Source organism: Nocardia sp. NPDC057227, assembly GCF_042669725.1.
GTDB lineage: Bacteria > Actinomycetota > Actinomycetes > Mycobacteriales > Mycobacteriaceae > Nocardia > Nocardia asteroides_A.
This window is the reverse complement of record NZ_JBHUXA010000003.1, coordinates 206685-224931: the sequence shown is the minus strand read 5'-3', so window position 1 is coordinate 224931 and position 18247 is coordinate 206685. Positions and strand designations below refer to the sequence as shown.

At 72.7% G+C, this 18247-nt stretch carries 18 protein-coding genes; 13 read left to right on the top strand and 5 right to left on the bottom strand.

What is annotated here, in order from left to right:
- Positions 1–2: 2 nt before the first annotated feature.
- The 3 genes from ACFUJ1_RS06920 (at position 3) to ACFUJ1_RS06910 (ending at position 1934) form a co-directional block, all read left to right on the top strand.
- On the top strand, positions 3–683 hold the full coding sequence (locus tag ACFUJ1_RS06920; RefSeq protein WP_378643427.1) for a uracil-DNA glycosylase: 681 nt from the start codon (positions 3–5) through the stop codon (positions 681–683).
- A 71-nt stretch (positions 684–754) separates the two neighbouring features.
- The gene (locus ACFUJ1_RS06915) at positions 755–1015 is read left to right on the top strand and encodes a hypothetical protein (protein WP_378643425.1); all 261 of its coding nucleotides are present in this window, start codon (positions 755–757) and stop codon (positions 1013–1015) included.
- A 58-nt stretch (positions 1016–1073) separates the two neighbouring features.
- A complete protein-coding gene (locus ACFUJ1_RS06910; protein WP_378643423.1) occupies positions 1074–1934 on the top strand; it encodes an alpha/beta fold hydrolase in 861 nt (286 codons plus the stop codon).
- A gap of 3 nt (positions 1935–1937) precedes the next feature.
- On the opposite strand, the gene ACFUJ1_RS06905 is transcribed toward ACFUJ1_RS06910, so the two are convergent.
- From ACFUJ1_RS06905 to rpmB, 3 genes are all read right to left on the bottom strand, one after another.
- Positions 1938–2705 carry an enoyl-CoA hydratase/isomerase family protein gene (locus tag ACFUJ1_RS06905; RefSeq protein ID WP_378643421.1) on the bottom strand — a complete coding sequence of 256 codons (768 nt, stop codon included), beginning with the start codon at positions 2703–2705 and terminating at the stop codon, positions 1938–1940.
- 10 nt (positions 2706–2715) lie between these two features.
- Positions 2716–3201 carry a GNAT family N-acetyltransferase gene (locus ACFUJ1_RS06900; RefSeq protein ID WP_378643419.1) on the bottom strand — a complete coding sequence of 162 codons (486 nt, stop codon included), beginning with the start codon at positions 3199–3201 and terminating at the stop codon, positions 2716–2718.
- Positions 3202–3279: 78 nt separating this feature from the next.
- Positions 3280–3471 carry a 50S ribosomal protein L28 gene (gene rpmB, locus ACFUJ1_RS06895; RefSeq protein ID WP_011210730.1) on the bottom strand — a complete coding sequence of 64 codons (192 nt, stop codon included), beginning with the start codon at positions 3469–3471 and terminating at the stop codon, positions 3280–3282.
- 293 nt (positions 3472–3764) lie between these two features.
- Here rpmB and ACFUJ1_RS06890 point away from each other — a divergent pair, with 293 nt between their 5' ends.
- Both ACFUJ1_RS06890 and recG read left to right on the top strand, forming a co-directional pair.
- Complete coding sequence (locus ACFUJ1_RS06890; protein ID WP_378643774.1) at positions 3765–5471, top strand: DAK2 domain-containing protein; 1707 nt, start codon at positions 3765–3767, stop codon at positions 5469–5471.
- A 3-nt stretch (positions 5472–5474) separates the two neighbouring features.
- On the top strand, positions 5475–7727 hold the full coding sequence (gene recG, locus ACFUJ1_RS06885) for an ATP-dependent DNA helicase RecG (RefSeq protein ID WP_378643417.1): 2253 nt from the start codon (positions 5475–5477) through the stop codon (positions 7725–7727).
- 6 nt (positions 7728–7733) lie between these two features.
- Here the strand turns inward: recG and ACFUJ1_RS06880 are convergent, their stop codons facing one another.
- Entirely contained in the window at positions 7734–9149 is a 1416-nt protein-coding gene (locus tag ACFUJ1_RS06880) for a short-chain fatty acyl-CoA regulator family protein (protein WP_378643772.1), read from the bottom strand.
- 314 nt (positions 9150–9463) lie between these two features.
- On the opposite strand from ACFUJ1_RS06880, the gene ACFUJ1_RS06875 reads away from it, so the two are divergent.
- From ACFUJ1_RS06875 to coaD, 3 genes are read left to right on the top strand one after another with little or no spacing between them, the layout of a single operon-like run.
- The gene (locus tag ACFUJ1_RS06875; protein ID WP_378643415.1) at positions 9464–12868 is read left to right on the top strand and encodes a pyruvate carboxylase; all 3405 of its coding nucleotides are present in this window, start codon (positions 9464–9466) and stop codon (positions 12866–12868) included.
- Positions 12865–13425, top strand: coding sequence for a 16S rRNA (guanine(966)-N(2))-methyltransferase RsmD (rsmD, locus tag ACFUJ1_RS06870; RefSeq protein WP_378643413.1), 561 nt, complete (start codon positions 12865–12867; stop codon positions 13423–13425). Before ACFUJ1_RS06875 ends, rsmD begins: the two co-directional genes overlap by 4 nt.
- A gap of 33 nt (positions 13426–13458) precedes the next feature.
- On the top strand, positions 13459–13941 hold the full coding sequence (coaD, locus tag ACFUJ1_RS06865; protein WP_378643410.1) for a pantetheine-phosphate adenylyltransferase: 483 nt from the start codon (positions 13459–13461) through the stop codon (positions 13939–13941).
- Here coaD and ACFUJ1_RS06860 read toward each other — a convergent pair.
- Positions 13938–14573, bottom strand: a complete 636-nt coding sequence (locus ACFUJ1_RS06860; RefSeq protein ID WP_378643409.1) for a GtrA family protein — start codon at positions 14571–14573, stop codon at positions 13938–13940. The genes coaD and ACFUJ1_RS06860 overlap by 4 nt on opposite strands.
- Before the next feature lie 309 nt (positions 14574–14882).
- On the opposite strand from ACFUJ1_RS06860, the gene ACFUJ1_RS06855 reads away from it, so the two are divergent.
- The 5 genes from ACFUJ1_RS06855 to mutM all read left to right on the top strand — a co-directional run bounded on the left by ACFUJ1_RS06855 (position 14883) and on the right by mutM (position 18221).
- On the top strand, positions 14883–15659 hold the full coding sequence (locus tag ACFUJ1_RS06855; RefSeq protein WP_378643406.1) for a DivIVA domain-containing protein: 777 nt from the start codon (positions 14883–14885) through the stop codon (positions 15657–15659).
- Between the two features lie 80 nt (positions 15660–15739).
- The gene (locus ACFUJ1_RS06850; protein ID WP_378643404.1) at positions 15740–16399 is read left to right on the top strand and encodes a YceD family protein; all 660 of its coding nucleotides are present in this window, start codon (positions 15740–15742) and stop codon (positions 16397–16399) included.
- Between the two features lie 2 nt (positions 16400–16401).
- The gene (gene rpmF, locus ACFUJ1_RS06845) at positions 16402–16584 is read left to right on the top strand and encodes a 50S ribosomal protein L32 (RefSeq protein WP_067658664.1); all 183 of its coding nucleotides are present in this window, start codon (positions 16402–16404) and stop codon (positions 16582–16584) included.
- Positions 16585–16603: 19 nt separating this feature from the next.
- Positions 16604–17338 (top strand): ribonuclease III, encoded by a 735-nt coding sequence (rnc, locus tag ACFUJ1_RS06840; protein ID WP_378643401.1) that lies wholly within the window; start codon positions 16604–16606, stop codon positions 17336–17338.
- A 1-nt stretch (position 17339) separates the two neighbouring features.
- The gene (gene mutM, locus ACFUJ1_RS06835; protein WP_378643399.1) at positions 17340–18221 is read left to right on the top strand and encodes a bifunctional DNA-formamidopyrimidine glycosylase/DNA-(apurinic or apyrimidinic site) lyase; all 882 of its coding nucleotides are present in this window, start codon (positions 17340–17342) and stop codon (positions 18219–18221) included.
- Positions 18222–18247 lie beyond the last annotated feature (26 nt).

The window sequence follows — 18247 nt, the reverse complement described above, 5'->3', positions numbered from 1 at the left end:
CCGTGGCGAAACCGTTGGCGGACATCATCGATGCGGGCTGGGCGCAGGCCCTGGCCCCGGTCGAGGGCCGGATCAGTGAAATGGGCGAGTTCCTGCGCGCGGAGAACGCGGCGGGCCGCGGCTACCTCCCGGCCGGGGAGAACGTGCTACGCGCCTTCCAGCGCCCGTTCGCCGCGGTCCGCGTGCTGATCGTCGGGCAGGACCCGTACCCGACCCCCGGCCACGCCATGGGGCTGAGCTTCTCGGTGGCGCCGGACGTCAAGCCGGTGCCGCGCAGCCTGGCCAACATCTTCGCCGAGTACACCAAGGACCTCGGCTTCGAGACCCCCTCCAACGGCGATCTCAGCCCCTGGTCCGACCAGGGCGTGCTCATGCTGAACCGGGTGCTCACGGTGAGCCCCGGCCAGCCCGCCTCGCACCGAGGCAAGGGCTGGGAGGCCGTCACCGAGCAGGCCATCCGCGCGCTCGTCGGCCGCGACGAGCCGCTCGTGGCGATCCTCTGGGGCAAGGACGCGGCGTCGCTGAAGCCGCTGCTGGCCGAGGGCGAAGTGCCCTTCATCGAATCCGCGCACCCGTCGCCGCTCTCGGCGTCGCGCGGCTTCTTCGGTTCCCGCCCGTTCTCGCGCGTCAACGAACTGCTCGACGAACTCGGTGCGGAGCCGGTGGACTGGCGCCTGCCCTGAGCGGGCGCCGGAGGAAAGACCGACGTGCGAGCGACATCACGCGCGTGCACAACCGAGTGAGGAGAACCCGCATGACCCGACCCTCCGTCCGCGCCTGGCGCGGAACGGCGGCCGCTTTCGCCGTCGCCGCAGCCGTGACCGGCGGCGCCGCGACCGCGAGCGCTGCCCCGATTCCGCTGGAGCCCTACCAGCCCGCGGTCACCGAGAGCGCGCCCGCTCCGATCGGTGAGGAGTTCACCTCGACCGGTTCCTCGACGATCTCGTCGTCGGTGAACGCCAAGGTCGCCTGCCTCTTCCAGCGCACGTTCAGTGCGATGCGGCTGGATTGCTGACGATCGTTTTCGCCGGATGGCACAGGTTCCAGTCGGAACCTGTGCCATTCTGCATTTCGTGAGTACTGCGAACGATATCGCCGGGCCCGTGACCGCGCGGCTACCCGGGTCGGGGCTGGAGCTGGCGGGCGACCTGTTCGGCCCGGCCGACGGCCCGCTGGTCGTCTTCCTGCACGGCGGCGGCCAGACCAGGCACTCCTGGAAGCGCACCGGGGTGCGGCTCGCCGCCGCCGAGCTGCGCGTGCTGACCCTCGACGCCCGCGGCCACGGCGACAGCGAGTGGGCGCCGGACGGCGACTACGGCAGGAACCGCATGGTCGAGGACCTGCACTCGGTGCTGCGCACGCTGGGCGGCCCCGCCGTTGTGGTCGGGGCGAGCATGGGCGGGATCACCGGGCTGCTCGCCACCGCCGCGCCCGGCGCCGAGCTGATCCGGGCGCTGGTGCTGGTCGACATCGTGGTCCGGCCGGAGCGGGCGGGCGTCGAGCGGGTGCTCGACTTCCTCGGCAAGCACACCGACGGCTTCGCCACCCTGGACGAGGCGGCCGACGCCGTCGCCGCCTACCTGCCGCACCGCCCGCGCCCGCGCAGCACCGACGGGCTGCTGCGCAACCTGCGCAAGCGCGGAGACCGCTGGTACTGGCACTGGGACCCGGCGATGATGTCCGGGCGGGTCGAGGACGCGCTCGACATGACCGACCAGATGGAGGCCGCCGCGCGCGCCGTCACCATTCCGGTGCTGCTGGTGCGCGGCGGGCAGTCCGACGTCGTCAGCGAGGAGGGCGCCGCCAACTTCCTCGAGCTCGTTCCGCACGCGGAACTCGCCGAGATCGGCGACGCCGCCCACACCGCCGCAGGCGACGACAACGACGCCTTCACGGACGCGGTCGCCGACTTCGTGGCGAGCATCGCCCGCTAGCCCTCAGGGGAAGGTGGGCCGACGCTTCTCGACGAAAGCGTCCACACCCTCGCGCCCGGCGGGGCTGTTCGCCGAGGCGGCGATGGCTTCGGTCTCGCTGTCGAGCTGGTCGCTGAGGCTCGCGGTGCGCGAGCTCAGCAGCAGGGACTTGATGGTGGCGTGGGCCGCGCGCGGGCCCGCGGCGAGGGTGCGGGCGAGGCGGAGGGCCTCGCTGTGCACCTCCTCGTCCGGGACGAGGCGACTGAGGATGCCGATCCGCACGGCCTCGTCGGCGCTCAGCACGGCGTCGGTGAGCAGGATCTCCTGGGCCCGGCCCGCCCCGACGATCCGCGGCAGCGTCCAGGACATGCCGCCGTCGGGCGAGAGGCCGATTCCGGGGTAGGCGGGGCGCAGCTTCGTCTTCGGCCCGCCGAGCGCGATATCGGCGGCCAGCACCAGGCTCATGCCCGCGCCCGCGGCCCAGCCGTGCACCGCGGCGACGACCGGCACCGGCGCGGCGTCGAGCAGCCGGACGAACTCGTGCAGGTCGGTGGCGAGCCCGCGGATGTGCGCGCCGCGATCCGCGGCCGCCGCGAATCCGCGCACGTCACCGCCCGCGCAGAAGTTGCCGCCGGTGCCCTGCAGCAGCACGGCGCCGATGCCGGGATCGAGGTCGCGCAGCGCGGCGCTGCCCGCGTTGACCCCGGTGAAATCGAGGGAAGTCCCGTTCGCGGGAGTGGCAATGGTGATCTGCAGGACGCCGTCGACGGTTTCCACATACTCGGAAGACATGACTGGCACCCTATGCGAGCGCGCCGCGGACCATCCGGAGGGTCGGTAGCAACGCGAACGGATCGAGCCCGCGCGCGCCGTCGTCGCGGAAGCCGTGCCGCCGGTAGAAGGCGCGGGCCCGCGGGTTCGCGGCCAGTACCCAGAGCGAGCACGGTGCATCGGCGGGCAGGGCGCTGCCGAGCAGCGCGTCGGCGAGCCCGGTGCCGTGCTCGGCGGCCCGCACGTAGAGGGCGTGCAGCTCCAGAGCGGTCGGCGCGACGGCATCGCGGGCGGGGCCGACCGAGGCGAAGCCGAGCACGCCGTCGTCGGCGAGCGCCACCCGGGTCTCGATCAGCGGGTCACCCGCCACCCGGCGCCAGCGGTTCGCCCCCCGCCCGGTGCGCAGCGCGTCGAGCAGGTGCGGCGGAAGCAGGTCGGCGTGCGCCTCGCGCCAGCAGCACACGTGGCAGTCGGTGACCGCCTGCGCGTGCTCGGGCGCCATCGGAACGATCGTCACGATGGGGCGGCACCGACGACAGCGCCCCGGATCACCCTGCGGGTGCCGGGGCGCGAAGTCCGGTTCGGCCGGACGGACTCAGCCGCGAACGACCTTGCCCGCCTTGAGGCAGGAGGTGCAGACGTTCATCCGCCGGGTATTGCCCGGCGCCACCTGCGCCCGAACGGTCTGGATGTTCGGGTTCCAGCGACGGTTCGTGCGCCGGTGCGAGTGCGAGACCGACTTACCGAAGCCGGGGCCCTTGGCGCAGACGTCGCAGACGGCAGCCATAGTCGCGAGCTCCTTCATGTCATGTGGGGACGCCCGCGGGGAACGCGGGACATCCGGAAACCGTGTCGTCACTGCCTCGCCGGACCTGGAGTACCGGCCTGCGCGAACCGCTCGTCGAATGGGAACGAACGAGGTGGCCGCGCGAGGCAACCCTGCAAGGGTATCGGGAGCCCCGGTGATCCACCAAACCGGGTCCCGCCGGTGCGCCGCGGCCCGCTAACCTGGCGTGCGGCGGCGGGGTGGGGGTCCACGGACGACGGAGAGGGTGGCTGGTGCCCGGAGTGCGGGACGGAATGGACGGTACCGCGCTGCTGCGCTGGGGCAGGCTCTGCCTCGCCGGATTGGAGCGTACCCGCTCGGAGATCAACGCGCTCAACGTCTTTCCCATCGCCGACGCGGACACCGGGACGAATCTGCTCGCCACCATGCGGGCCGCCATGGTGGCAGCGGGTGGGGCGCCGGGCGCCGATGTGCACGCGGTCGCGGCGGCCATGGCCAGGGGCGCGACCGCGGGGGCGCGGGGCAACTCCGGGATCATCCTGTCGCAGGTGCTGCGCGGAATCGCGGACGCGGTGCGGCCGGAGGGCGACCGGCCGGTCCCGGTGGACGCCGCGGTGCTGCGGGCCGCGCTGGCCAGGGCGGCGGCGCTGGTGCGGGAGTCGCTGAGCACGCCGGTCGAGGGGACCATCCTCACCGTGCTCGACGCCGCGGCGGCCGCGGCGGGGGCGTGCGCCGAGCACACCCCGGTGGCGGTCGCGGTGGCGGCGGCGGAGGGTGCGGCGGACGCGCTCGGGCAGACGCCGGACCAGCTCGGGGTGCTGCGCGAGGCGGGGGTGGTGGATGCCGGGGCCCGCGGGCTGCTCGTCCTGCTGGACGCGCTGGTCGAGGTGACCGGCGGCGCCGCGCCGCGCCGCCCCGACTACCGCCCCGCCCCCGGTGCGGCCACCGCGCTCGACGTCCTCGAGCCCGACCCCCTGCCCGGGCAGCCGCCGCGCGCCGCCGCCTGCGCACCGCCGCCCGGCCGGCCGGGGAGCGCGGTCGCCGACATCGTCGGCCAAGCACCCGGCGCGAAGCACGCGCCCTGCTTCGAGGTCATGTACCTGCTGAGCGGCACCGACGAGACCAGGGTCAAGCAGCTGCGGGATCGGCTCGGCGAGCTGGGCGACTCCGTCGTCGTGGTCGGCGACGGCGAGCAGACCTGGTCCGCGCACGTGCACTGCGCGGACGCCGGCGCCGCGGTGGAGGCGGGTATGGCGGCGGGCGCCGTGCGCGACATCCGCATCGAGAGCTTCGTGATCACCGCGGTGGGCACACATGCCCCGGTGCGCACCAGCGGCCCCGCCGACCGCGGCATCCTCGCCGTCGCCGCGGGCGACGGCGCCGCCGCGCTGTTCCGCACGGCCGGCGCGATCGTGCTTCCCGGCGGCGCGGGCACGATCACCGCGAGCGAGCTGCTCGGCGCCATCCGCCGGATGCCGAACCGCGAGGTGCTCGTGCTGCCGAACGGCGCGCTGCCCGCGCACGAGCTGGTCGCCGTCGGCATCGCCGCGCGCGACGCCGACCGCGACGTGCTGCTGCTGCCGAGCGGCTCGATGGTGCAGGGCATGGCCGCGCTCGCGGTGCACGACCGCGGCCGGATCGCGGTGGACGACGCCTTCGCCATGTCCGAGGCGGCGGCGGGCACCCGCTGGGGGGCGCTGCGGGTGGCCGGGCAGCGCGCGCTCACCATGGTCGGCACCTGCGAGCCGGGCGAGGGGCTCGGCCTGGCCGGGCTGGACGTGGTGGTGATCGAGCGCGACCCGGCGACCGCCGGGATCGTGCTGCTCGATCGAATGCTCGCCTTCGGCGGCGAGCTGGTGACGCTGCTCATGGGCGCGGCGGCCCCGGACGGGCTGGCCGCCGCGCTGACCGGGCATATCGAGGAGCGATTCTCCGGAATCGAGGTCGCGGTCTACACCGGCGGGCAGCCGGAGGACCTGGTGCAGATAGGTGTGGAGTAGACAATGGCGACACTCGGCGATCGGCTCGATCACCTGCTCGGCGTGAAGGCGGCGGATTCGCTGGCCGACGCCTTCGACATGCGGACGGCAGAGGACCTGCTCCGGCACTACCCGCTGCGCTACGCCACCCAGGGCCAGCCGCTCACCGAGGAGGAGCCGGCGGACGGCGCGCACATCACCGTGATCGGCCGGATCACCAAGGCCGACCTGCGGCCCATGCGCAACCGCCGCGGCTCGCTGCTCAAGGTCGCGCTGGACACCGGCTCGGGCCGCCCGGTCGACGTCACCTTCTTCAACGGCGACAAGGTCAAGTACGCGGTGAAGCAGGGGGTGCGGGCCATGATGTCGGGCACCGTCAACTACTGGCGGCCGGGCCAGTGGAGCCTGAACCACCCCGGCTACCTGATTCTGCCCGAGGAGGACGAGCCCGCCACCCTGACCACCGTGCGCGGCGCGGGCGACCTGGCCGGGCTGGCGCGCAGCGCGCAGGGCGCCGACGGCGTCGACACCGCGTTCTTCGAGCGCGAGTTCGTCCCGGTCTACCCGGCGACCGCGAAGGTGCAGAGCTGGGACCTGCTCGCCTGCGTCCGGCAGGTGCTCGAGCAGCTCGACCCGCTGGACGACCCGCTGCCCGAGCCGGTGCGCGCGGAGCGCGGCCTGCTGGAGATCACCGAGGCGCTGCGCCTCATCCACCTGCCCGAGCACCGCGCCGACATCGACCGCGCCAGGGACCGGTTGCGCTTCGACGAGGCGCTGGCGCTGCAGCTGGTGCTCGCCGAGCGCAGGCACGAGGTCGAGGGCCGCACCGCGCACCCCTGCCCGCCGCGCCGGGACGGCATCGCCGCCGCCTTCGCCGCGAAGCTGCCCTTCGAGCTCACCGCCGGACAGCGGCAGGTGATCGACGAGATCTCCGCCGACCTGAGCCGGGAGCGCCCCACGCACCGCCTGCTGCAGGGCGAGGTCGGCTCCGGCAAGACCATCGTCGCGCTGCACGCGATGCTGCAGGTCGTCGACGCGGGCAAGCAGTGCGCGCTGCTCGCCCCCACCGAGGTGCTCGCCGCGCAGCACCACCGCTCGCTGCGCGCCATGCTCGGCGAGCTGGCGGCCGCGGGTGAGCTCGGCGCGGCCGAGCACGCCACCCGGGTGGTGCTGCTCACCGGCTCGATGCCCGCCGCGGCGCGCAAGGCGGCGCTGCTGGCCGCGGTCACCGGCGAGGCCGGGATCGTGATCGGCACGCACGCGCTGATCCAGGACGCGGTGGAGTTCTTCGACCTCGGCATGGTGGTGGTGGACGAGCAGCACCGCTTCGGCGTCGAGCAGCGGGACGCGCTGCGCGCCAAGGCGAAGGGCGGCATCAGCCCGCACCTGCTGGTGATGACCGCGACCCCGATCCCGCGCACCATCGCCATGACCACGCTCGGCGATCTGGAGACCTCCACGCTCACCGAGCTGCCCCGCGGGCGCTCGCCCATCGCCTCCAGGGTGGTGCCGCGCAGGCAGCACCCCGGCTGGGTGGACCGGGCCTGGGAGCGGATCACCGAGGAGGTGCGGGCCGGGCGGCAGGCCTATGTGGTGTGTTCGCGCATCGGGGACGACGAGGAGAAACCGAAGAAGGGGAAGAAGGCCGCCGAGAAGGAGCCGCCGAACACGCAGGCGGTGCTCGACGTCTACGAGGAGCTGCGGGCCGGGGCGCTGGCCGGGCTCCGGGTCGGGTTGCTGCACGGCAGGCTGCCCGCGGACGAGAAGGACGAGGTGATGCGCGCGTTCAACGCGGGCAGCGTGGACGTGCTGGTCTGCACCACCGTGGTCGAGGTCGGGGTGGACGTGCCGAACGCCACCGTCATGGTGATCCTGGATGCCGACCGGTTCGGCGTCAGCCAGCTGCACCAGCTGCGCGGGCGGATCGGCCGCGGGGCGCACGCGAGCCTGTGCCTGCTGGTCACCGATGCCGCGCCGGGCGGGACCGCGATGGCCCGGCTGACGGCGGTCGCCGCCACCACCGACGGCTTCGAGCTGGCGGTGCTCGACCTGAAGCAGCGCCGCGAGGGCGACGTGCTCGGCTCCGCGCAGAGCGGGACCGCGCGCTCGCTGCGGCTGCTCTCGCTCCTCGACGATCTCGAAACGATCAGCGCGGCGAAGGATTTCGCGCGCACGGTGGTGCAGGCGGACCCCGGCCTCGACGCGCACCCCGGCCTGGCGGCCATGATGCGCGCCGCCGTCGACGGCGAGCGCCTGGAGTACCTGGCGAAATCCTGACGCGCGCTACCCGCGACCCAGCCGGGGGTAGGGGAGGTCGGTGCTGACGTGCTCCGGCAGCGCCAGCGGGGCCCCGATCTGCGGGAACGCGCGCTGGGTGCAGCTCGCGCGGTCGCAGACCTTGCACCCGGCGCCGATCGGCACCGCGGCATCGGGGTCGTCCAGCCGCAGCCCGCGGGCGTACACCGTGCGCTCCGCGTGCTCCAGGTCGCAGCCGAGCGCGACCGCGAAATCCTTGGCCGGTGCCCCGTACCCGCGCGGGCCGGGGGCGGCGGTGCGGGCGATCCAGAGGTAGCGGCGCCCGTCCGGCATCTCGGCGATCTGGGTGAGGATCCGCCCCGGGTTGGCGAACGCCTCGTGCACCACCCAGAGCGGGCAGGAGCCGCCGACCCGGGAGAAGTGGAACGCGGTGGCGGACTGCCGCTTCGAGATATTGCCGGCCCGGTCGGTGCGGACGAAGAAGAACGGCACCCCGCGCCTGCCCTGCCGCTGCAGCGTGGAGAGCCGGTGGCACACCGTCTCGAACCCGACCTCGAAGCGCAGCCCGAGCAGGTCGATGTCGTAGCGCAGCTCCTCCGCCGAGCGCAGGAAGCGGCCGTAGGGCAGCACCAGCGCCCCGGCGAAGTAGTGCGCCAGCCCGATCCGGGCCAGCGACCGGGATTCGCCGGTGAGCGACGGGGTCTCCGCGAGCACCGCGTCGATCTCCCTGCCGTGCAGCAGGAAGCCGAGCGTGGCCGCGATCTGGAAGGCGCGCTGCCCCGGCCGCAGCCGGCGGGCCAGGGTGAGCGTGCGGCTCTCCGGGTCGTACTGCCGCTTGGGAATGGCCGGGTCGGCGCCGTCGCCGCGGACCAGCACGGTGACGCCCGCCCGGTCCTCGGCGACCCGGGCCAGCTGCCGGTCGAGGGAGCCGACGGTCAGCCCGGACTGCTCGAAGAGCTGCTCGGCGGCCTGGTCGAGGCTGGGGATGTGGTTGTGGTGGTCGTAGAAGAAGTCGCGCACGTCCTCGTAGGGCATCGGCGCGCCGGGGGCGCCCGCCGGGGCGTCCATCCGGGAGGAGAGCAGATCGAGCTGATCCGTGGCGGCGCGCAGCCGCCGGTGCATCCCGACCACGAGCCGGGCCACCTCGGGCAGCCTGGTCGCCAGCTCCTCCACCTCGGTGACCGGCGCGGTGTCCCCGCCCGCCGCGTCGACCAGCACCTCGTGCAGGTCGGAGACGAGCCTGGCGTCCGAGTCGGTGGCGAAGAACTGGACGTCCAGGTCGAAGGTCGAGTTCAGCTTGAGCAGCACCGGGATGGTGAGCGGGCGCTGATCCCGCTCCAGCTGGTTCAGGTAACTGGGTGAGAGGTCGAGCGACTTGGCCAGCGCGGCCTGGGTCATCCTGCGTTCCTCGCGCAGCCGCCGCAGCCGGGCGCCCGCGTACATCTTGCGCACCCGGCAGATGGTAGACCTTCGCCTTCGCAATCATCGCAGAATGGCTCGGTTCGACACGCGGAATTTCGATACCGCAAGGTCTTTCAGGCCCCTGCGCTGCTGCGTAGCGTGCGAAGGGTGCGCGGCCGGAGAGTCGCCACTCTAAAGCCGGGGTGGCTGTCACGCCCACTTCGCCCGGCCGCGAGCGGCGTCATGTGACATCCGTATGAACGGGACTTCGCAACCCTGCGAGGGTCGGTTGTGAAGAAGTTCCGAATACGGGAATCGGTGTTCGCCCAGCTCGCCGGGTTCGGTACGTTGGGCTGATGTTCTCGAAAGTCTTGGTCGCCAATCGTGGTGAGATCGCTATTCGGGCCTTCCGCGCCGCCTACGAGCTCGGGATCGGGACGGTCGCGGTCTTCCCCTACGAGGATCGCAACTCGGTGCACCGGCTCAAGGCCGACGAGTCCTACCAGATCGGCGAGGAGGGCCACCCGGTCCGGGCGTACCTCTCGATCGAGGCCGTCATCGACGCCGCCAAGACCGCGGGCGCCGACGCCATCTATCCCGGCTACGGCTTCCTGTCGGAGAACCCGGACCTGGCCGCCGCCTGCGCGGCCGAGGGCATCACCTTCATCGGGCCGTCGGCGCAGGTGCTGGAGCTGGCGGGGAACAAGGCCCGCGCGGTGGCCGCGGCCCGCGCCGCCGGGCTGCCGGTGTTGAAGTCGAGCGCGCCGTCGGCGGATGTGGAGGAGCTGGTCGCGGCCTCGCGCGAGCTGGCGTTCCCGGTGTTCGTGAAGGCGGTCGCCGGTGGTGGTGGGCGCGGGATGCGGCGGGTGGCCGAGCCGGAGGGGCTGCGCGAGGCGATCGAGGCGGCGTCGCGGGAGGCGGAGTCGGCGTTCGGGGATCCGACGGTGTTCCTGGAGCAGGCGGTGGTGAACCCGCGCCACATCGAGGTGCAGATCCTGGCCGATCAGCACGGGAATGTGATGCACCTGTTCGAGCGGGACTGTTCGCTGCAGCGCAGGCATCAGAAGGTGATCGAGCTGGCGCCGGCGCCGAATCTGTCGCCGGAGTTGCGGGAGCGGATCTGCGCGGACGCGGTGGCCTTCGCCCGCGAGATCGACTATTCGTGCGCGGGGACGGTGGAGTTCCTGCTGGACGAGCGCGGGAACCACGTCTTCATCGAGATGAATCCGCGGATCCAGGTCGAGCACACGGTGACCGAGGAGATCACCGATGTGGACTTGGTGCAGTCGCAGCTGCGGATCGCGGCGGGGGAGTCCCTCGAAGACCTCGGGCTGAGCCAGGACGCGGTGACGATCCGCGGTGCGGCGCTGCAGTGCCGGATCACGACCGAGGACCCGGCGAACGGGTTCCGGCCCGACACCGGGCGGATCACCGCCTACCGGACGCCGGGCGGCGCGGGCATCCGGCTGGACGGCGGGGCGAACCTGGGCGCGGAGATCGGCGCCTACTTCGACTCCATGCTGGTCAAGCTGACCTGTCGGGGCCGGGATTTCGAGCTCGCGGTGGCGCGGGCGCGGCGGGGGCTCGCGGAGTTCCGGATCCGCGGCGTGACCACGAACATTCCGTTCCTGCTCGCCGTGCTGGACGACCCCGATTTCCGGGCGGGGCGGGTGACCACGTCGTTCATCGACGAGCGGCCGCAGCTGCTGCGGTTGCCGGAGTCCGGCGACCGTGGGACCAAGATCCTGAACTACCTCGCCGACGTCACGGTGAACAAGCCGCACGGGGAGCGGCCGACGCAGGTGTACCCGCACGACAAGCTGCCCGCGCTGGATCTCTCGGTTCCGCCGCCGGACGGGTCGCGGCAGCGGTTGCGCGCGCTCGGGCCGGAGGGCTTCGCGAAGGCGCTGCGGGAGCAGAAGGCGGTCGGCGTCACCGACACCACCTTCCGCGACGCGCATCAGTCGCTGCTGGCCACCCGGGTGCGGACCAACGGTTTGCTGGGGGTGGCCGGGCATGTGGCGCGGTCGACGCCGGAGTTGCTGTCGGTGGAGTGCTGGGGTGGGGCCACCTACGACGTGGCGCTGCGGTTCCTCTACGAGGATCCGTGGGAGCGGCTTGCGGCGCTGCGTGCGGCGATCCCGAACATCTGCCTGCAGATGCTGCTGCGCGGGCGCAATACCGTCGGCTACACCCCGTACCCGGAGAAGGTGACCCGCGCCTTCGTCGCCGAGGCCACCTCGACCGGGATCGATATCTTCCGCATCTTCGACGCCCTGAACAACGTCGACCAGATGCGTCCCGCGATCGACGCGGTCCGCGAGACCGGCACGGCGCTGGCCGAGGTCGCGCTCTCCTACACCGGTGACCTCGCGAACCCGAACGAGACGCTCTACACCCTCGACTACTACCTGCGCCTCGCCGAGCAGATCGTGGAAGCTGGCGCGCACGTGCTGGCGATCAAGGACATGGCCGGGCTGCTCCGCGCACCGGCCGCGACCAAGCTGGTGACCGCGCTGCGCTCCAACTTCGACCTGCCCGTGCACGTGCACACCCACGACACCCCCGGCGGGCAGCTCGCGACCTACCTCGCCGCCTGGCAGGCAGGCGCGGACGCCGTCGACGGCGCCTCGGCCGCGATGGCAGGGACCACCTCGCAGCCCGCGCTGTCGGCGATCGTCGCCGCGGCGGCGCATTCGGAGTTCGACACCGGGCTGAACCTGCAGGCCGTGTGCGATCTGGAGCCGTACTGGGAGGCGCTGCGGAAGGTGTACGCGCCGTTCGAGTCCGGGCTTCCGGCGCCGACCGGGCGCGTCTACACCCACGAGATCCCGGGCGGGCAGCTGTCGAATCTGCGGCAGCAGGCCATCGCGCTCGGGCTCGGCGACCGGTTCGAGGAGGTCGAGGCGACCTACGCGGCGGCGGATCGGATGCTGGGCAGGCTGATCAAGGTCACCCCGTCCTCCAAGGTCGTCGGTGACCTGGCCCTTGCGCTGGTGGGCACCGGGGTCGACGCCGAGCAGTTCGCCGCCGACCCGGCGCGCTACGACATCCCGGACTCGGTGATCGGCTTCCTGCGCGGCGAGCTCGGCACCCCGGCCGGTGGCTGGCCCGAACCGTTCCGGACCCGCGCGCTGGAGGGCCGGACCGACCCGAAGCCGGTGACCCCGCTCAGCGACGAGGAAGAGAAGGCGCTCGACGGCGAATCCCTGGAGCGTCGCGGCACGTTGAACCGGCTGCTGTTCCCTGGCCCGACCGGAGAGTTCCTCGCCCACCGGGAGACCTACGGTGACACCTCGGGGCTGTCGGCGAACCAGTTCTTCTACGGCCTGCGCCGCGGGGACGAGCACCGGGTGCAGCTGGAGAAGGGCGTCACGCTGCTGATCGGGCTGGAGGCGATCTCCGAGCCGGACGAGCGCGGGATGCGCACGGTCATGTGCATCCTCAACGGGCAGTTGCGGCCGGTGGCGGTGCGGGATCGCTCGATCGCGGGCGAGGTGAAGTCGGCGGAGAAGGCCGACCGCAACGACTCCAGGCACGTGGCGGCGCCGTTCGCGGGCGTGGTCACGCTGACGGTGAGCGAGGGCGACACCGTCGCGGCAGGCGACGCCATCGGCACCATCGAGGCCATGAAGATGGAGGCCGCCATCACCGCGCCGCGGCCGGGCACGGTCGCGCGGATCGCGATCAGCACCGTCCAGCAGGTCGAGGGCGGCGACCTGCTGCTCGAGCTCGCCGGGCGGGAGTCCGCGGCGGAATGACGCGGATCGTCGCCGGGGTGGCCGGCGGGCGGCGGCTCCGGGTGCCGCCCGCGGGGACCAGGCCGACCTCGGATCGGGTGCGCGAGGCGCTGTTCAGCGCGCTCGCCGCCCGGCTCGACTTCGACGGGGTGCGGGTGCTCGACCTCTACGCCGGGTCGGGGGCGCTCGGGCTGGAGGCGCTCTCCCGGGGGGCGGGCTTCGCCCTGCTGGTGGAGTCGGATCGGAAGGCGGGAGCGGTGATCCGGGCCAATATCGCCGAGCTGGGGTTGCCTGGCGCGGAGCTGCGGGCGGGCAGTGTCGGCGCCGTGCTGGCGACGCCGCCCGCCGAGCCGTTCGACCTCGTCTTCGCCGACCCGCCCTACGACCTGGGCGTCGCCGCCGTCGAGGGCGATCTCACCGCGCTCGCGCGCGGCTGGCTGGCGCCGGAGGCGCTGGTGGTGGTCGAGCGCTCGGCGCGCGGGGCCGAGCTCACCTGGCCGAACGGTTTTCGCGCCGAGAAGCAACGCCGCTACGGCGAAACCCGCCTGGAACTGGCCGAGTTCGCCGCTCCCGGCTGAGCCACACCGCAACCGGCTGCTAGCGTCTGCGGCATGGCAGGAGCGTTGTGCCCGGGCTCGTTCGACCCGGTGACGTACGGACACCTCGACGTCTTCCAGCGGGTGGCGGCGCAGTTCGACGAGGTGATCGTGACCGTCAATGTGAACCCCAAGAAGCAGGGCATGTTCACCGTGCCGGAGCGCATCGAGTTGCTCCGCGAGACCACCGCCGACCTGCCGAACGTGCGGATCGCATCGTGGCAGGGGCTGACCGTCGACTTCGCCAGGGAGCAGGGCGTCACCGCCATCGTGAAGGGGCTGCGCGATCCCGGCGATTTCGGCTACGAGCTGCCGATGGCGCTGATGAACAAGAAGCTCGCCGGGGTCGACACCTTCTTCATCGCCGCCGACCCGGCGTTCATCCACCTCTCGAGTTCACTGGTCAAGGAGGTCGCGAGGTTCGGCGGCGACGTCGCCGACATGCTGCCGCCCGTCGTGCACAAGGCGTTGCTGGCCCGGCTCGCCGAGCAGGGCTAGAAGACCCAGCCGCGCAGCGCGAGGAAGCGCAGCGTGCCGACCGCGGCGGTGATCGCGAGCACGGCGGCGGCCTGGCCGAGGCCACCGAGCCCGGGGGAGGCCACCTCGAGCGCGGCCAGGCCGGCGGAGGTGATGAGCAGCCCGGCGACGGCGAGCCCGCCGCCCTCCCACTGCGCGGTGAACCAGCCGACCCGATCCGCGGCCCGGAAGGTGAGCCTGCGGTGCAGCTCGTTGGCGACGATGGTGCTGGCGATCGAGCCGACCATGTTCGCGGGCAGCGTCCCCGACCCGAGCAGCGCGAGGAACAGCGCCACGTACACGACATTGCTCGCCATCCCGACCATGGCGAACCGCACCAGCTGCGCGGGGGCGCGGTCGCCGCGCAGGTAGGTGAGCAGGGTGACCAGCCCGGCGCGGCTGCGCTGGGTGGCCCGCACGAGCGCGGCCCCACCTGCCGCACGCAGCCTGGTGACCCGCCTGCTCCGCCTCGGCTGCCGCCTGACCCGGTCGTCGGCACCTGTCTCCGCCGGGTCGCCCGCGGGGCCGCGAGCGGCGGCGGTCATCGGCGTCCACGGCGCGATGAGGGTGGTGAGGTGCGACATCACCGCGGTGCGCGGGTGCAGGACGGTCATACGCGTTCCGATCGCGAGAGCCTGGCACCGGGCGTCGCGGGGGATTCCCGCTGCCCGCCCGAGGGCGGGTGCTCGGCACGGCGGCTGCCTATCCGCAGAATCCTGGGTGGAGCCTGCGATTCGCTTGCGAAGATCTTGTCGACCTCCGCGAGTATTCTACATCAACCGGAGGTTTGCTCTCCACTTGCTCCTGAGGGAATCCTGTGATTTCCCGCAACCGCTCGACACACCGGCCGCGTGCCGGGGTCAACCCCGCCGCTCCGGGCAGACTGGAGCACAGGCGAAGTGTGTGCCGAGGAGGGTGACAGCATGTATCGCGTATTCGAAGCGCTCGACGAGCTCGTGGCGATCGTCGAGGAGGCGCGCGGCATCCCGCCCACCCGCAACTGCATCGTGCCCCGCGGCGAGGTGCTGGAGCTGCTGGACGACGTGCGGGACGCGCTGCCCGGTGAGCTCGACGACGCGCAGGACGTGCTCGACCACCGGGACAAGATCGTCACCGATGCCCGCACCTCCGCCGAGGCCACCGTCACCGGCGCCGACGAGCAGGCGCGGAGCACCCTCGAGTCCTCGAGCGCCGAGGCCGACCGCATCCTGGCCGAGGCCAAGGCGCACGCCGACCGGATGGTGGCCGAGGCCAACGCGCACGCCGACCACCTGGTCACCGGTGCCCAGGCCGAGGCGGAGCGGCTGGTCGCCGACGCCAATGCCGAGTACGACGCGGTCACCGGCAGGGCCAGGGTCGAGTCGGAGCGGATGATCGAGGCGGGCAAGGCCTCCTTCGAGCGCTCGGTCGCCGAGGGCGAGGCCGAGCGGGCCCGGCTGGTGGCGCAGACCGAGGTGGTGCGCGCCGCGCACGCCGAGTCGGCGCGGGTGATCGATGCCGCGCACGGGGAGTCCGACCGCATGCGCGACGAGTGCGATCACTACGTCGACGGCAAGCTGGCCGACTTCGAGGAGACGCTGAACAGCACGCTGCGCACCGTCGTCCGGGGCAGGCACCAGCTGCGCGCCGAGGCCGGGAAGGCCCCCGACTACGCCGCCGAGTACCCGGCCCCGGAGTACGTCACCGATTACCGGCGCTGACCGCGATTGGGGCGCGGAGCTGCCCGTCGCGTACTGTGGGGTGGTTGCCCATCCCCCTTCAGTATCGGAGTGAATTCGTGATGTCCGCCGGTTCCGCCGCGCGCCGTCGCCCGGCTTCGCACGGGCTTCAGGTCGGCGGCTTCGTACTGGATGCCCGCAGTCTCGGGCGTCGTCCCGGCACCATGCGGGAGCTGCGCCGCGAGGTCACCGCCACCGAGCGGATCGGCCTCGACCTCGTGCACATCCCCGAGGGCGCGACCATCGATCTCGACCTCACGCTGCAGGCCGTCTCCGAGGGCGTGCTGGTCACCGGCACCGTCTCGGCGCCGGTGGCCGGCGAGTGCTCGCGCTGCCTGGAGTCGTTCACCGACGCCGTCGAGCTGTCGATCACCGAGCTGTTCGCCTACCCGGACAGCGCCACCGAGCAGACCACCGAGGAGGACGACGTCCACCGGCTGGTCGACGACCTCATCGACCTGGAGCCGGTGGTCATCGACGCGATCGGGCTGGAGCTGCCGCTGCAGCCGCTCTGCACCCCGGACTGCGCCGGGCTCTGCCCCGAGTGCGGTGTCCGGATGGCGATTGCGGGTTCCGGGCACGGGCATGAGATACTCGATCCTCGCTGGGCCGGACTGGCGAAGTTCGCCTCCGATGCGGATGTCGCGTCCCCCGGTCCCCAGGACCACCCACCGTCAGATCGTGCTGCCGACCAGGCACGCTCGCGTACAGAGGAGAAGTAGTCGTGGCCGTTCCGAAGCGCCGGATGTCCCGTTCCAACACCAGGTCGCGGCGCAGCCAGTGGAAGGCTGTCGCGCCCACCCTCATCACCTGCCCGAACCGGGCCTGCGGCGAGAAGACGCTGCCGCACATCGCCTGCCCGAACTGCGGCACGTACCGGGGCCGCCAGGTCACCGCCGCCGTCTGAGCGAGCCCCTCGTATCGACGTGACATCCAGTAGGGACGGCGCCCACGCCTCCGGTGACCATGCGAGCCTGCTCGCCGCGCTCGGCGTCGAACTGCAGCCGGAGCTGCTGCGGCTCGCGCTGACGCATCGCTCGTACGCCTACGAGAACGGCGGGCTGCCCACCAACGAGCGCCTGGAGTTCCTCGGCGACTCGGTGCTCGGGCTCAGCATCACCGAGGCGCTCTACCACGAGCACCCGGAGAAATCCGAGGGCGAACTCGCGAAGCTGCGCGCCAGCGTGGTCAACATGCACGCGCTGGCCGAGGTGGCGCGGGCGCTCGGCGCAGGCGGGCTCGGCACGCACCTGCTGCTCGGTAAGGGCGAGGAGCTCACCGGCGGCCGGGACAAGCCGAGCATCCTCGCCGACGGCATGGAGTCGCTGCTCGGTGCGGTGCACCTGGAGCACGGCATCGAGGTGGCTCGCACCGTGGTGCTTCGGCTCTTCGCGGAGCTGCTCGAGCGCGGCCCGCGGATGGGCGCGGGCCTGGACTGGAAGACCAGCCTGCAGGAGCTCACCGCCGAGCGCGGCCTCGGCGTGCCCAGCTACGAGATCAGCTCCACCGGCCCCGACCACGACAAGGAGTTCACCGCGACGACGGTGATCGCCGGGCGGCCCTACGGCACCGGGGTCGGCCGCTCCAAGAAGGAAGCCGAGCAGAAGGCCGCGGGCACCGCCTACCAGGCGCTGACCGCCGAAGCCGCCGCCGACGCCTGACGTGCCGGAGCTCCCCGAGGTCGAGGTGGTCCGGCGCGGCCTGGCCGAGCACGTGGTCGGCCGGGTGATCGAGTCGGTCACCGTCACGCACGAGCGTTCGGTGCGCAGGCACCTGGCCGGCGCGGCCGACCTGGCCGCCCGGCTCTCCGGGCTGACCGTCGCGAGCGCCGAGCGCCGCGGCAAGTTCCTCTGGCTCACCTTCGACGAACCGGACCTCGCGCTCGTCGTGCACCTCGGGATGAGCGGGCAGATGCTGGTGCAGCCAGGCGCAGCGCCGCGGCAGAAGCACGCGCACATCACCGCGGGGCTGAGCGACGGCACCCAGCTGCGCTTCGTCGACCAGCGCACCTTCGGTGGCTGGGCGCTGGCCCCGCTGGTCACCGTCGACGGGACGCCGCTGCCGGCGCCGGTCGCGCACATCGCCCGCGACCCGCTCGACCCCCGCTTCGACCTGGAGGTCGCGGTCACCGCGCTGCGCGCCAGGCAGACCGAGATCAAGCGGCTGCTGCTGGACCAGGGCGTGGTCTCCGGGATCGGCAACATCTACGCGGACGAGGCGCTCTGGCGCGCCCGCGTGCACGGCACCAGGATCGCCGCCGGGCTGACCCGCCCCGCGCTGCGCACCCTGCTGGACGCCGCCACCGACGTGATGACCGCCGCGCTCGCCGCGGGCGGCACCTCCTTCGACGCGCTGTACGTCAATGTGAACGGCAACTCCGGGTACTTCGAGCGCTCGCTGGACGCCTACGGCCGGGTCGACGAGCCGTGCCGCCGCTGCGGTGCGCCGATGGTGCGGGAGAAGTTCATGAACCGGTCGTCCTTCTCCTGCCCGCGCTGCCAGCCGAAGCCGCGTGCCCGCGCCGGAAAGCGCGTTACCGTGTGAGCACCGGCGCCTGAGAGGGAAGGACG

Excerpts from the sequence above, each read along its gene's own strand:
- ACFUJ1_RS06855 (WP_378643406.1), top strand. The coding sequence starts at position 14,883 with ATGTATCGCGTATTCGAAGCGCTCGACGAGCTCGTGGCGATCGTCGAG.
- ACFUJ1_RS06915 (WP_378643425.1), top strand. The coding sequence starts at position 755 with ATGACCCGACCCTCCGTCCGCGCCTGGCGCGGAACGGCGGCCGCTTTC.
- rpmB (WP_011210730.1), bottom strand. The coding sequence starts at position 3,471 with ATGGCTGCCGTCTGCGACGTCTGCGCCAAGGGCCCCGGCTTCGGTAAG.
- recG (WP_378643417.1), top strand. The coding sequence starts at position 5,475 with ATGGCGACACTCGGCGATCGGCTCGATCACCTGCTCGGCGTGAAGGCG.
- rsmD (WP_378643413.1), top strand. The coding sequence starts at position 12,865 with ATGACGCGGATCGTCGCCGGGGTGGCCGGCGGGCGGCGGCTCCGGGTG.
- ACFUJ1_RS06880 (WP_378643772.1), bottom strand. The coding sequence starts at position 9,149 with ATGTACGCGGGCGCCCGGCTGCGGCGGCTGCGCGAGGAACGCAGGATG.
- coaD (WP_378643410.1), top strand. The coding sequence starts at position 13,459 with ATGGCAGGAGCGTTGTGCCCGGGCTCGTTCGACCCGGTGACGTACGGA.
- ACFUJ1_RS06905 (WP_378643421.1), bottom strand. The coding sequence starts at position 2,705 with ATGTCTTCCGAGTATGTGGAAACCGTCGACGGCGTCCTGCAGATCACC.
- ACFUJ1_RS06890 (WP_378643774.1), top strand. The coding sequence starts at position 3,765 with ATGGACGGTACCGCGCTGCTGCGCTGGGGCAGGCTCTGCCTCGCCGGA.
- ACFUJ1_RS06860 (WP_378643409.1), bottom strand. The coding sequence starts at position 14,573 with ATGACCGTCCTGCACCCGCGCACCGCGGTGATGTCGCACCTCACCACC.
- ACFUJ1_RS06875 (WP_378643415.1), top strand. The coding sequence starts at position 9,464 with ATGTTCTCGAAAGTCTTGGTCGCCAATCGTGGTGAGATCGCTATTCGG.
- ACFUJ1_RS06850 (WP_378643404.1), top strand. The coding sequence starts at position 15,740 with ATGTCCGCCGGTTCCGCCGCGCGCCGTCGCCCGGCTTCGCACGGGCTT.